This is a genomic window from Chryseobacterium gilvum, from assembly GCF_025628965.1.
Taxonomy (GTDB): Bacteria; Bacteroidota; Bacteroidia; order Flavobacteriales; family Weeksellaceae; genus Chryseobacterium; species Chryseobacterium gilvum.
Window position 1 is genome coordinate 72,886 of sequence record NZ_JAOTEN010000001.1, and the last position, 12,766, is coordinate 85,651.

The 12,766-nt window shown below is 36.9% G+C and carries 14 protein-coding genes; 2 read left to right on the forward strand and 12 right to left on the reverse strand.

Going from position 1 to position 12,766, the window contains the following annotated elements; all coding sequences use genetic code 11:
- Window positions 1–17 precede the first annotated feature (17 nt).
- The 9 genes from N0B16_RS00355 to N0B16_RS00395 all read right to left on the reverse strand — a co-directional run bounded on the left by N0B16_RS00355 (window position 18) and on the right by N0B16_RS00395 (window position 7,190).
- Entirely contained in the window at window positions 18–896 is an 879-nt protein-coding gene (locus N0B16_RS00355; RefSeq protein WP_262988739.1) for a hypothetical protein, read from the reverse strand.
- Between the two features lies 1 nt (window position 897).
- Window positions 898–2,256 (reverse strand): NADH-quinone oxidoreductase subunit NuoF, encoded by a 1,359-nt coding sequence (gene nuoF, locus N0B16_RS00360; protein ID WP_262988740.1) that lies wholly within the window; start codon window positions 2,254–2,256, stop codon window positions 898–900.
- 76 nt (window positions 2,257–2,332) lie between these two features.
- Window positions 2,333–2,842, reverse strand: coding sequence for an NADH-quinone oxidoreductase subunit NuoE family protein (locus N0B16_RS00365; protein ID WP_262988741.1), 510 nt, complete (start codon window positions 2,840–2,842; stop codon window positions 2,333–2,335).
- Window positions 2,843–2,946: 104 nt separating this feature from the next.
- A complete protein-coding gene (gene nuoD / locus N0B16_RS00370; protein WP_262988742.1) occupies window positions 2,947–4,170 on the reverse strand; it encodes an NADH dehydrogenase (quinone) subunit D in 1,224 nt (407 codons plus the stop codon).
- A 60-nt stretch (window positions 4,171–4,230) separates the two neighbouring features.
- Window positions 4,231–4,725, reverse strand: a complete 495-nt coding sequence (locus tag N0B16_RS00375) for an NADH-quinone oxidoreductase subunit C (RefSeq protein WP_262988743.1) — start codon at window positions 4,723–4,725, stop codon at window positions 4,231–4,233.
- Between the two features lie 5 nt (window positions 4,726–4,730).
- Entirely contained in the window at window positions 4,731–5,291 is a 561-nt protein-coding gene (locus N0B16_RS00380) for an NADH-quinone oxidoreductase subunit B (protein ID WP_262988744.1), read from the reverse strand.
- A gap of 103 nt (window positions 5,292–5,394) precedes the next feature.
- On the reverse strand, window positions 5,395–5,766 hold the full coding sequence (locus N0B16_RS00385) for an NADH-quinone oxidoreductase subunit A (protein WP_262988745.1): 372 nt from the start codon (window positions 5,764–5,766) through the stop codon (window positions 5,395–5,397).
- Between the two features lie 121 nt (window positions 5,767–5,887).
- A complete protein-coding gene (locus tag N0B16_RS00390) occupies window positions 5,888–6,064 on the reverse strand; it encodes a hypothetical protein (RefSeq protein ID WP_262988746.1) in 177 nt (58 codons plus the stop codon).
- Between the two features lies 1 nt (window position 6,065).
- Window positions 6,066–7,190: a GTP cyclohydrolase gene (locus tag N0B16_RS00395; protein WP_262988747.1), complete on the reverse strand. Its 1,125-nt coding sequence runs from the start codon at window positions 7,188–7,190 to the stop codon at window positions 6,066–6,068.
- A gap of 107 nt (window positions 7,191–7,297) precedes the next feature.
- Here N0B16_RS00395 and N0B16_RS00400 point away from each other — a divergent pair, with 107 nt between their 5' ends.
- Both N0B16_RS00400 and N0B16_RS00405 read left to right on the forward strand, forming a co-directional pair.
- Window positions 7,298–8,005 carry a zinc metallopeptidase gene (locus tag N0B16_RS00400; RefSeq protein WP_262989946.1) on the forward strand — a complete coding sequence of 236 codons (708 nt, stop codon included), beginning with the start codon at window positions 7,298–7,300 and terminating at the stop codon, window positions 8,003–8,005.
- A gap of 166 nt (window positions 8,006–8,171) precedes the next feature.
- Window positions 8,172–9,239, forward strand: coding sequence for a hypothetical protein (locus N0B16_RS00405; protein ID WP_262988748.1), 1,068 nt, complete (start codon window positions 8,172–8,174; stop codon window positions 9,237–9,239).
- Between the two features lie 2 nt (window positions 9,240–9,241).
- On the opposite strand, the gene N0B16_RS00410 is transcribed toward N0B16_RS00405, so the two are convergent.
- The 3 genes from N0B16_RS00410 to N0B16_RS00420 are packed head-to-tail and all read right to left on the reverse strand — an operon-like array spanning window position 9,242 to window position 12,753.
- Window positions 9,242–9,844, reverse strand: a complete 603-nt coding sequence (locus tag N0B16_RS00410) for an IMPACT family protein (protein ID WP_262988749.1) — start codon at window positions 9,842–9,844, stop codon at window positions 9,242–9,244.
- An 11-nt stretch (window positions 9,845–9,855) separates the two neighbouring features.
- A complete protein-coding gene (gene ribD, locus N0B16_RS00415) occupies window positions 9,856–10,881 on the reverse strand; it encodes a bifunctional diaminohydroxyphosphoribosylaminopyrimidine deaminase/5-amino-6-(5-phosphoribosylamino)uracil reductase RibD (protein ID WP_262988750.1) in 1,026 nt (341 codons plus the stop codon).
- Between the two features lie 57 nt (window positions 10,882–10,938).
- Window positions 10,939–12,753, reverse strand: a complete 1,815-nt coding sequence (locus N0B16_RS00420; RefSeq protein WP_262988751.1) for a DUF349 domain-containing protein — start codon at window positions 12,751–12,753, stop codon at window positions 10,939–10,941.
- Window positions 12,754–12,766 lie beyond the last annotated feature (13 nt).

Sequence of the window (12,766 nt, forward strand, 5' to 3'; positions counted from 1 at the left end):
TTAAGCAATAGGCTTTGTTATTTATTTCTTTTTGTATTAAAAGTATACCCGACTCCCGCAAGTACCTGTCCGAAAACAAAATCCTGCTGTGCCTTGTCAGGTTTATTATTTAAGGTGGTTTTGATGTCCCACATATTGATATATCCAACCTTACCTTCCAGTCTTGCCATCCAATGGTTCCAGAAAACCAAATTAAGACTGGTTCTGAGGTCAGTTCCCATTCCTGCCACATGAAAGCGGTCGCTTCTTTCGTTTCCAAATAGTTTGATATTACTTTTCGGAAACATGACGCCGATTCCAACGCCGTAAGACCAAACCAAATCTATATTTTTACGGTTGATCAGATTTTTATATTTCTCAAGACCCAGATTTTCATAGTTAAGCCCATCGGTATGTTCAAAAGTAAGAAACTGCTCATCTGATAAATTTACCTGTCCGTTCTGTACCATTGCTGCATACTTAGGATCTGAAATTGTTCCTGAAAAATCTACCGTCTGGTTTTGCTTCATCACATATTTCATATGATCTATTCCCAATACAAGTGCAAGATTATCCTTTATAAAATAGCCCAACCTGAAATTATACTGCGTTACGGTAAACCAGCTCGGATCAATATATACAATTCCTAATTTTGTCGGTTTATCTCTTGCAGATACATTATTTAACTGAAAATCGTATCCGTTTCCTGTAAAATGAATATCAGAATTTCCGAATGCGCCTCTGTTCCAGCCAAAAAAAACAAATATCTGACCTTTTTTCAGTAACGGATCTGGTTTTACTTTAATTCTTTCATGTGCATTTTCATGAATAACTTCAATATCTGCAGTATCTCTGCTTAAGGTTTGTGCAAACACAAAATTCGACATCATTAAGCCGATTACCAATAATTTTTTCATTCTAAGCATTGCTCTCAAGGGTAGGTATAGGATCTGCATAATGTGCCAATCCGTAATTTTGTGTCTGACACAGCTCCGGGTTTTTCACATGCCATTCAAACTCATCTCTGAAATGACGAATGGCTGCTGCAACCGGCCATGCTGCTGCATCACCCAACGGACAAATGGTGTTTCCTTCGATTTTTCTTTGGATATCCCAAAGCAGATCGATGTCTTCCATTTTGCCTTCCCCTTTTTCTATTTTCTTTAAAATTTTGTGCATCCATCCTGTTCCTTCACGGCATGGAGTACACTGCCCACAACTTTCATGGTGATAAAATCTGGCTAGAGTCATGGTATGTTCTACGATACACTGATCTTCATCCAGAACAATAAAACCTCCTGAACCCATCATGGTTCCGGTTGCAAAACCACCATCGGCAAGAGATTCATAATTCATATATCGAGGTTCCCCGTTTACGGTTTTTAATAATAAATTTGCGGGAACAATCGGAACAGAGCTTCCTCCCGGAATACATGCTTTCAGCTTTTTCCCATTTGGAATCCCACCGCAATATTCATCAGAATAGATAAACTCTTCAACGGTGATGGTCATATCGATTTCGTAAACCCCAGGTTTATTGATGTTTCCGCAGGCTGAAATTAATTTGGTACCGGTAGATTTTCCAACTCCGATTTTAGCATATTCGGCTCCGGTAATATCAATGATGGGAACGATTGCTGCAATAGATTCAACGTTGTTAACAACGGTTGGCCTTTCCCAAAGTCCTTTTACAGCAGGGAACGGTGGTTTTAATCTGGGATTTCCTCTTTTTCCTTCAAGGGATTCAAGCAACGCGGTTTCTTCACCACAAATATATGCGCCGCCACCTCTCTGGACATAAATTTCACAATCGAATCCTGTTCCCAGTATGTTTTTTCCTAAATATCCGGCTGCTTTAGCTTCTTCAATGGCTTCTTCCAAAATATCAGGAATCCAAGAATATTCTCCACGAATGTAGATGTAAGAAACATTTGAGCCTAGACAGTAAGATGAAATCAGCATTCCTTCGATCAGTAAATGAGGAAGAAATTCCATTAGGTATCGGTCTTTAAAAGTTCCCGGTTCAGATTCATCTGCGTTTACAACCAGGTGTCTCGGAACACCTTCCGGCTTTGCGAGAAAACTCCATTTCATTCCTGTAGGGAAACCTGCGCCTCCACGTCCACGAAGCCCGGAAGCCTTTACTTCTTCCAAAATTTCGTCAGGAGTCATTTTCAAAGCTTTTTCTGCCGCTGTGTATCCTCCCTGTTTGCGGTAGGTTTCCAGATAGCGAATGCCTTCAATATGTGCGTCTTTAAGTAAAAGTTTTTTACTCATTTTAATATGCTTTTAGCAAACAGCTTCTAGCTTTTGGCTATTGGCTTTGCGCTTTTTTAATTAATTTAAAATTTATTTAGCCCAAATCAACCTGTCCTTCTCTGCAAAGATCAAGGATTTCATCTACTTTTTCTATGGTTAAATTTTCGTGATAAAATTTTCCTAACTGCAACATTGGGGCATATCCGCATGCGCCTAAACATTCAGCTGGTTTTAAGGTAAACATCCCGTCTTGAGTTGTTTCACCGTCTTTGATATTAAGTTTGGTTCTGATGTGGTCTAATATTTTTTCACTTCCACACACCATGCAAGGTCCTGTTCTGCACACTTCCAAAACATATTTGCCGACCGGTTTCATATTAAACATGGTATAAAAAGTGGCAACTTCATATACTTCGATAGGTTGTATGCTCAATAATTCCGCTACATAATCCATGACAGGAACATCTAGCCAACCTCCAAATTCTTTCTGTGCTATGTGAAGTACAGGAAGAAGGGCAGATTTTTGTCTTCCTTCAGGATATCTTGCCATAATCTTATGGACCTGCTGTAAACTTTCCGGCTTAAAAGCTATTGTATCACTCACTTTTCTTAAATTTTAAATTTTTGAATTCTAGATTTTAAATTCTAAAAATCAATTTATTTAGTTTGGAATATGTACCTTAATAATCCAAAATTTATAATTTTTTACTATGCGTCTAATTCTCCTGCAATAATGTTCATACTGCACATGGTAACGATTGCGTCTGAAATTACAGCACCTGTAATCATCTCAGGATACGCCTGATAATAAATGAAACACGGCCTTCTGAAATGTAATCTGTAAGGCGTTCTGCCTCCATCGCTTACCAGGTAAAACCCTAATTCACCGTTTCCTCCTTCTACTGCATGGTACACTTCGCCTTTCGGAACATCTGTTTCCCCCATGACAATTTTAAAGTGGTAGATTAAAGCCTCCATCTTCTGATAAACATCTGCTTTTTCAGGAAGATAGAAATCAGGAACATCAGCATGAAAATCTCCTTCCGGAAGATTGTTGTATGCCTGTTCTATTATTTTTAAGGATTCCCAGATTTCCTGCTGGCGAACCATAAATCGATCGTAAGTATCTCCTGCAGTTCCTACAGGAATGATAAAATCGAAATCTTCGTAAGAAGAATACGGTTCGGCAACTCTTACATCATAATCTACTCCGGATGCTCGTAAGTTGGGGCCTGTAAAACCATAGCTCAAAGCTCTTTCTGCAGAAATGGCTCCTGCACCGATGGTTCTGTCCATGAAAATCCTGTTTCTTTCCAATAATTGCCCAAATTCTTTAAATCTAGCCGGGAAAGTTTTCAGGAAATCTTGTAACAATTCGTGGAATTTTGGAGTGAAATCTCTTTCAAAACCTCCGATTCTTCCCATATTGGTGGTCATCCTTGCTCCACAGATTTGCTCATACATATCATAAATACGTTCTCTCTCGATGAACATATAGGTAAGACCGGTAATTGCTCCTGCATCCATTCCGGTTACCCCGTTACAAATGAGGTGATCTCCAATTCTGGCGAGTTCCATTAAAATTACACGCATATAATCTACACGTTTCGGAACTTTTATGCCTAATAATTTTTCAACCGTCATGTGCCATCCTAAATTATTAATAGGAGCAGAGCAGTAATTCATACGGTCTGTAAGCGTGGTGATCTGAGAGAAGTTTCTTCTTTCGGAAATTTTCTCAAAAGCTCGGTGGATGTAACCAACGGTTTGTTCGGCATGAAGAATTCTCTCTCCATCCATCGTTAATACATTTTGGAAAATGCCGTGGGTTGCAGGGTGAGTAGGTCCTAAATTGAGGGTATACAATTGCCCGTCAATCTGTTCTTTACTTTCGTGCTGGTTAAGTATATTCGATAATGAGTTATCTTTCATATAATTTAAATGCTTTAGGCTTTGGGCATTAGGCGTTAAGCTTATTGCTTATTGCATTATTTATCTTCCGAACATGGCATCGTCTTTATCGGTCCTTGTTCCGTCTTCGAGGCGATACTCTTTTAACATAGGATGATATCCGAGATCTTCCATATTCAAAATAGGTCTGAGATCCGGATGGCCTTTAAATTTAATTCCGAAAAAATCGTAGGTTTCTCTCTCCATCCAATTGGCTCCTGCATAAAGATCTGTAAGAGAATCTACTTCAATATTTTCTCTTGGCATGAAAATTTTAAGGCGAATTCTAAAATTAGCCACCATATTCTGCAAGTGGTAAATAACGCCAATTTCTTTATCCGGGAATTCGGGATAATGAATTCCGCAGACATCAGTTAAAAAATTAATTTCCAGTGATGAATCTTTAAGATAATGAATTACTTTTTTGATATCGTCTTTTTGAATTTCAACAGTCAGCATTCCGTAAGGTTCTGAATGGGAAACAACAGAGTCCGGAAATTCTCTTGTCAGCGCTTCTAATACAAATTCATTTGTCATCCTCGTTAGTTGCTTATGTTGTAAGAATCTAATAATTTCTGATATTCAGGTAGGTCTCTTCTTCTGATGCTTTCGCTTTCTGCCAATGCCTGTACCTGCATTACGCCTTCGATAATCTGTTCCGGTCTTGGAGGACATCCGGGAACGTATACGTCAACGGGAATAATTTTATCAATACCCTGTAAAACAGAATAGGTGTCAAAAATACCTCCGCTGCATGCGCATGCGCCCACTGCAACCACCCATTTTGGCTCTGCCATCTGAGTATAAACCTCTTTTAATACGGGACCCAGCTTTTTAGCAATTGTTCCGCAAACCATCAACATATCTGCCTGTCTTGGGGAGAAAGAATTTCTTTCCATTCCAAATCGTGATGCGTCGTATGTAGGATTTAATGTTGCCATGAATTCTATACCGCAGCAAGATGTGGCAAAAGGAAGCGGCCAAAGTGAAAACTTTCTTGCCATCCCGATCACACTGCTGAGCTTTGTTGCGAAAAACCCTTCTCCTTCAAATCCTTCGGGAGCGGGTGCATCTGTTCTTATAACTGGTTTTTGATCTGACATTTTGATTAATTTAAGATTTTAATTTAGATCGTAAATTTGGGCTTTTGTTAACCTTCATTTAATTGTGTTTATCTAAATTTCTTATTTAAAAATATGATTGAGATTATTTGTCCCAATCTAGAGCGCCGCGTTTCCAGACATAAAAAAATGCAAGGAAGAATATAGCAACGAATGTGAGAACTGCAAAAAAACCTTCCAGTCCGAATTCCCTGAAATTGACTGCATACGGATAAAAGAAAACAATCTCAATATCAAATAATACAAATAATACGGCTGTTAAAAAATATTTAATCGAAAAAGGAGTTCTGGCATTTCCTTCTACAGGAATACCACATTCCCAGCTTTGGTTCTTTACCGAATTCCCTTTTTTCTGCTGCGGACCCAAAAAATGAGCTCCAAGCAAAGAAATGGCAACAAAACCAATGGCAACGCCGGCTTGGATGAGTATCGGAATATAACTTTCAGGTAAATTCATTTTTACATTATTATCTCAAGTTGCAAATTTAGGTAATAAACCATAAAGCATGAAATTAATCAACTTAAAAGTAGGATGAAATTTAGATAAACCGATAATTTAGAATCAATAAAAATAGCGATTATTTCTTCATTTTTTTAAGCAGCGTAAAGGCCATGAAAGAGATATAACCAAAGAGAATACTGGCATAAATAATATTAATGACCGTATTGGTTTTATCATCATTGATCTGAAAAAACAGATTATAGGCAATAAATCCTGCAATAAGAATGGCAAAAAAAATCAGATGTGGCTTCATGTCAGAATTTTAATGCATAGGTTCTTCTCCTTTTGTGATTGACCGGGTTATAATCCTGCCATAACACCTGTACGCTTTTGTTTTCTTCCAGTTCCGGGTTGGTTTCGGCAAAATCAATTCCCATGCTGTTGAAACGTACAAAAATTTCTTTAAAAATAATCGCTGTAACGCCTCGTCTTTGATATTCGGGATGAATTCCGATCAGGTAAAAATTAGCGCGGTCGTTTTTCTTTTCTGCCTGCAAAAAATGCCACCATCCGAAAGGCCAGAGCTTCCCTTTTGCTTTTTGCAATGCTTTTGAATAAGAAGGCATTGTAACGGCAAATGAAACCAGTTCATTATGTTCATCTACCACACAGATCACGTAGTTTTTGGCAATCAGAGGAAAAAATTTATCACGGTAGGTTTTAATCTGTTCTTCAGAAATAGGAGTGTAGGTTGAGAGGTGTTTATAGGTTTCATCAAGCAATTTGAACATCGGTTTGATGTATGGTAAAATCTCTTCTTTACTTTTGAAATTTAATACTCTCAGGTTGTATTTTTCAGCAATAAGCTTGCTGAATTTTTCTACTTTCGGGGGAAGTATTTTGGGAAAATTCATCTCAAATTCTACCCATTCCTTTTCTTTTACGAGCCCTAGACTTTCCAAATGCTGAGGATAATATTCATGATTATAAATACCGATCATCGTAGCGATTTTTTCAAACCCGAAAGTCAGCATTCCCGCTTTGTCAAGGTTGGTAAATCCCATCGGTCCTTCAATAAGGTTGATCTGATGCTCTTTTGCGTAGTTTATTGCTGTTTGTATCAATGCTTCTGAAACTTCACGATCATCAATAAAATCGATCCATCCGAACCGTACTTTTTTTATTCCAAGCTCTTTTTCTTCTTTACGGTTGATGATCACCGCGATTCTACCGACTATTTTCCCTTCTTTTTTTGCCAGGAATTGTTTGGCCTGAGAATAATGAAGTGCCGGATTTTCTTTAGGATCCCATACTTTAATTTCATCTTTGATAAATGATGGTACGTAGTAAGGATTATTTTTGTACAATTCCATCGGAAATTTTACAAATTGTTTTAATTCATTAGATGTTTTTACTTCAAGAATTGAAACTGCTGACATAGTATTTTAGGATAATTTCAATACAAATATAAATAATATAGCCAATACTTTGGCACAATTATTACATCTCCTAACAGAATTATTACAATCAAATTTTTAAAGAAATGATGGGTTATTATCTTATTATAGGAATATCGATGTTGGTGAGCTGGCTGGTTTCCTCGAGATTAAAATCTAAGTTTGAATATTATTCTAATGTTTACCTCCGTAACGGACTGTCTGGTAAGGAAATAGCAGAAAAAATGTTAAGAGACAACGGCATTCACGATGTACAGGTTATTTCTGTTCCCGGTCAACTGACCGATCATTATAATCCGGCTGATAAAACAGTCAACCTTTCTGAAGGCGTTTATATGCAAAGAAACGCCGCTGCTGCTGCAGTTGCAGCTCATGAATGTGGTCACGCAGTACAGCACGCTGTAGGATATTCTATGTTACAGCTGAGATCAAAGTTAGTTCCTGCCGTTCAGATCAGTTCGAATCTCATGCAGTTTGTGTTAATAGGGGGTTTGGTGATCATGGGAGCAACCAGAACCGTGCAGGATCCTAACGGAAATACCCTAGTTTTAGCAATCGGAGTAATTATGTTTGCAATAACGACTCTTTTTGCTTTTATCACCCTACCTGTAGAATACGATGCAAGCAACAGAGCAATGAAATGGCTGAAAGATTCAGGAACGGTTACTGCTGAAGAATTTGTAGGGGTTAAAGACAGTCTTACCTGGGCTGCAAGAACGTACGTAGTCGCTGCGATAGGCTCATTGGTACAATTGCTGTATTGGGCTTCCTTACTATTGGGCGGGAGAAGAAATTAATTTTTATATTCATATTAGTATATTGCATCTCAGATCATTTCTGAGATGTTTTTATTTGCAAAACATGCATTTGATTAAAGAATTATTTATTTTTGATAAAACATTGATGAAAATTTTAATGCTTAAAAAGAAAATATTTAATCAAGAAAATCAACAGATAGCTTATTTGATCAAGGGCATTGGTTTCTTTTGGCTGATCACTAAACTTTGGAGTTATAAAACATGGCTTGCAGAAAGACTGTATCCTGTCATTCCGCCTGCAGATTTTTTAGAGAACATTCCGAATGGTATTCATCTTTTTCTGTACGGATTTTCTCTTTTGAGCTTATTGATCATCATATTTTTCAAACCAAATAGAGTAGTTCTTATTTTGCTACTGATCTCAGAAATAATGAGTTGCAGTTTAGATACCGTAAGATGGCAACCTTGGGAATATGTATATATATGCATTATTTTTGTGATTGCCATTAATTTCAGAAAGCCAAAAAACAGCATGTTGATGATACATTTGCTGTTAATTTCGATGTATTTTTTTAGCGGTTTGCACAAATGCAATGAAGGTTTTCTTACGGAAGTTTGGCTAAATATGTTCCTGAAAGGTTTTTTCGGGTTTTCAATGGATGTCATATTGCAATACAAACTTTTTTTTGTTGGATTCATAATTCCTGCCGTCGAAATTGTACTCGCCATTTTGCTGCTGATCTCAAAATCCAAACGGATCATACGTTATGTATTAATCGGAATGCATGTTGGGATCCTGATTATAATAGGACCTTTCGGGCTGGCTTATAATTCTGTAGTCTGGATTTGGAATCTGGCTATGATTTTTATCCTATATATCCTATATGAAAAACCGATAGAAGTTCCAGATAACAGATTCATGTACTTAAATATTTTCTGGATTTTACTTTGGTATGTAATGCCTGTTTTTACTTTTTTTGGAAGCTGGTATCAGTATTTTTCTTTCAGCTTATATTCCGGAAAAGGTTACCAAATGTATTTTTGCGTTCACAATAAAGATTTAGAGCGTTATGCTGAACCCGAAAGTATGATGTGTGATGGTATTCCGTCTGTCAATCTTCAGAACTGGGCATTGGAAGAAATAAAATCTGCGCCCATTCCGGAGCCCGAAATTTACAAAAAGATAGAAGTTTACATGAAGAAAAAATATGCGGATAAAAATATTAAAATTATTTTTTACGATCCGACTACAGACAAGATAGAGGAGCAATAATCTTAATTTATTTTACAGGTTACATTATTCATTTCAGAAAGATTTTTAAAAATTTCTTCCTGTTGTTTCATTTTTATTTTAGCCACAATAACAGCCGTTTGCTCAGAGTCAAACTTTAAAATCTTCGCATTATATTTTTCTAGAAGGGTAAATATACTATTCTGAATACTGAAAGGAAACTGTATTTCTATTTCAGATTCGAGTTCTTTTGTGATAAGGGTGGCTTCTTCGAGAGTGTTTTTTGCAGACTCTTTGTACGCTTTTACCAACCCGGAAACACCCAGTTTGGTTCCGCCGTAATAACGGACGACAATGACCAGAATATGGGTAATTTCATGCGCCAAAAGTTGGTTGTAAATCGGTAGACCTGCGCTTCCGGAAGGTTCACCATCGTCATTCGCGCGGTAATTTTCACCATTTAACCCCATTCTGAACGCATAGCAGTGATGGGTCGCTTTCGGATGTTCTGCTCGTACTTTTTCCAAAGCTTTTTTAAGCTCATTTTCATTCTGTACAGGAAAGGCAAATCCGATGAATTTACTTCCTTTTTCTTTAATGATGATATTTTCGATAGGTCGATCGATGGTTTTATATTCGTACAGCATGTTTCAGTTCTCTAATAAGTATTTTGATAAAACTCGATACTATTATCTCTGTATTTTCTGGTATCTTTTAACATATGGTTAAAATCGGGAGCTTTTGTTCCGTTTTCAAACCTTGCATTTTCATTTTTTATGATAATTGCTTCATCCCAAAGATTTGCTTCAATGAATTTCTGTAAAGTGTACCTTCCGCCTTCAATAATCACAGACTGTATCTGTTCATGATATAACGCTTCCATAAGACGGGCTAAGAAGTTTTCTTTCTTAATTTTAATAAAATGAATATGATCCTGAATTTCTTCCTTGTTCAAATTAAAAACTAAAGTCTTCGCTTCAGGATTATAAATAGTAAAATCTGCAGGAACTTTTAAATCAAAATCGATTAAAATTCTTACCGGGTTTTCACCTTCTACATTTCGTACGGTAAGACTCGGATTATCATTCAAAGCAGTCTGTGTTCCTACTAAAATAGCATGTTCATCGCTTCTCCACTGGTGTACAAACTGATTGACAAGATCATTGGAAATAGACGTCGGCTTAAAATTCTTATCCATAAAGCCGTCTCCGGATTGCGCCCATTTAAGAATGATAAAAGGCCTTTTCTTTTCATGAAACGTAAAAAATCTTTTATTTAAAATCATACATTCTTTTTCCAGTACTCCGGAAGCTACCTCAATTCCTGCTTCCTGAATGATTTTTTTTCCTTTTCCGTTCACTTTATCATGAGAATCCATGGCTCCGATCACTACTTTTTTAAAGCCTAATTCTTTGATTTTCAAAGCGCAAGGCGGTGTTTTTCCGTAATGAGCGCAAGGCTCGAGAGAAACGTAAATGGTAGATTCTGGAATCAGGTCTTTATCTTTTACAGAATTAATGGCATTGATTTCAGCATGATTTTCACCGGCTTTGTGATGATATCCTTCTCCGATAATCTTGCCGTCATGCACGATCACACTTCCGACTAGAGGATTGGGATATGTTTTTCCTAATGCTTTCTGAGCCAATTCGATGCATCGCTGTATGTAAAATTCGTCTTTCATATCAATAAAAAAGCGAAGACAAATTGCTTTGCTTCGCCTTATAGAATTATTTTAATTTTAATCTCCTGAAATAATACTGTGAAGGTTCTGCTTCAGCGTTTCCAGGTGAGTTTTTTTATCTTCAATTGTTTGGAAAGTATCTCTCAGCATAGGATTCTCTTTCGAAGGATTCTTGAAAAATGCCAGATTATTTTCTAATTTCACGATCTCCGCTTCAAGATCTGAGATCTGACTCTTTATTTTTCTCGCTTTATCGGTCAATTGGTTTTCAGATAAACCTTCCTCTTTCAGCTCGAGCTCATTGATTTTGTTCAGCTTTAATTTTTCTCTTAACGTCTTATTAAATTCTGAATTGATGGCGATTTTATCTCGCGGCACTTTCCCAATGTTGTTCCAGGCCGTTTTTATGCTTTCAATTTTCTCAATGCTTCCTTCTTCGTCAGAAATTGTTTTTAACTCTTCAAGAATTTCTTTTTTCTGTTTATAATTTTCTTTCCAGTTATCGGTAGAAGCATTGCTTTTTTCCCGGTAATTATTGAAAAATGTATTACAGGCTTCGCGGAATTCATCCCAGATTTTGTTGGTCATGCTTTTCGGTACATGGCCTATTTTTTTCCAGTCATCCTGCAGTTTTTTGAAAAGTGCAACAGCCATATCCCAGTCTTCAGACATCATATTATCTTTTGCAGTCTGGATCAGGGCCATTTTTTCATCAAGATTCGTTTGTTGAGAGCCTTTTAATGATTTATAATAATTATTTTTTGCAGTATTAAAATTTCTGAGTGTGGTTTTAAAATCATTCCAGTTGTTGTTGGATAACTTTCTTGGAACATTTCCTGTTTTTAAAAATTCAGAACGAAGTTCTTCCACCTTTTTGATAGAATTCTGCCAGTAATTATGATTCGGATTATCGGTAGGTTCAGAAAGCTTTTTAATTTCCGCAATAATCTCATTTTTCTTCTCAAGGTTAGCGTTCTGCTCCGATTCTATGGCTGCAGAAAGTTCAGATTTTCGTTCATGGATCTTATTGGAAATTTCTTTAAACTCTTCCCATGTTTTTTCGCGGAATTCTTCAGAAACCGGCTCGGCTTCTTCTTTCCAAAGTTTATGCAAATACTGTAGTTCATTCAGAGCTTTTTGTACTAAAGGCTCATTTTCAAGTTCTTTAGCGCGGGCAATAATATGCTGTCTTTTTTCAAGATTGTGACTGTATTCCTGCTCAAGAAATTCTTTATTAAGATCCAGCATCTGATAAAACTGGTTCAGATGATGAAAATAATTATTATTGAGGATTTTAAATTCTGATTTTGCCACCTGTCCCGCATTCGACCATTCTTCTTTGATCTCACGGATCGATTTAAACAGATTCACACCGGGCTCAGAATTGGTGTACAAGTTTTTAAGCCTTTCGATAATATTCTGACGATGCTCAAGGTTTTTTTTCTGCTCTTCTTCCTGACCTTTCTGGAAAGCATCGTGCTTCTCTTTGTAAATATGGATTAAGGCAGAAAGTTTTGACTGTGAAGGATGTTCGAAACTGAAATTTTCAGGTGCATTTCCGGCATTTTCAAACTCGTGTTTTTTATCTTCTATTTCGTCATGAATCGCGTGACTTGCCTTTTCTTTCAGAATTGTAAATTTTCTGAAATCTTCTCCTGCGTTACCGGAATTGATGATTTTTTCCATCTCTTGCAGCGCATCTGCTAAGGAAATATCTGTTTCTGCCTGATCTTCATGGTGTTCCGGTTCCGTTTCAGTTTCATTAGGAGTTGCTTCTTCTTGAGAAGGCTGGCTCTTTGATGTTTCATTGGGAATTTCTTCTGTAGAAATTTTATTTTCTTCGTTTTCAGAAAGATTGTTTTCTGTAGTCATAGCAAATCTTTTT

Coding starts and splice junctions, on each gene's coding strand:
- N0B16_RS00355 (WP_262988739.1), bottom strand. CDS start 896: ATGAAAAAATTATTGGTAATCGGCTTAATGATGTCGAATTTTGTGTTT.
- nuoF (WP_262988740.1), bottom strand. CDS start 2,256: ATGAGTAAAAAACTTTTACTTAAAGACGCACATATTGAAGGCATTCGC.
- nuoD (WP_262988742.1), bottom strand. CDS start 4,170: ATGAAAGATAACTCATTATCGAATATACTTAACCAGCACGAAAGTAAA.
- N0B16_RS00375 (WP_262988743.1), bottom strand. CDS start 4,725: ATGACAAATGAATTTGTATTAGAAGCGCTGACAAGAGAATTTCCGGAC.
- N0B16_RS00380 (WP_262988744.1), bottom strand. CDS start 5,291: ATGTCAGATCAAAAACCAGTTATAAGAACAGATGCACCCGCTCCCGAA.
- N0B16_RS00385 (WP_262988745.1), bottom strand. CDS start 5,766: ATGAATTTACCTGAAAGTTATATTCCGATACTCATCCAAGCCGGCGTT.
- N0B16_RS00390 (WP_262988746.1), bottom strand. CDS start 6,064: ATGAAGCCACATCTGATTTTTTTTGCCATTCTTATTGCAGGATTTATT.
- N0B16_RS00395 (WP_262988747.1), bottom strand. CDS start 7,190: ATGTCAGCAGTTTCAATTCTTGAAGTAAAAACATCTAATGAATTAAAA.
- N0B16_RS00400 (WP_262989946.1), top strand. CDS start 7,298: ATGGGTTATTATCTTATTATAGGAATATCGATGTTGGTGAGCTGGCTG.
- N0B16_RS00410 (WP_262988749.1), bottom strand. CDS start 9,844: ATGCTGTACGAATATAAAACCATCGATCGACCTATCGAAAATATCATC.
- ribD (WP_262988750.1), bottom strand. CDS start 10,881: ATGAAAGACGAATTTTACATACAGCGATGCATCGAATTGGCTCAGAAA.
- N0B16_RS00420 (WP_262988751.1), bottom strand. CDS start 12,753: ATGACTACAGAAAACAATCTTTCTGAAAACGAAGAAAATAAAATTTCT.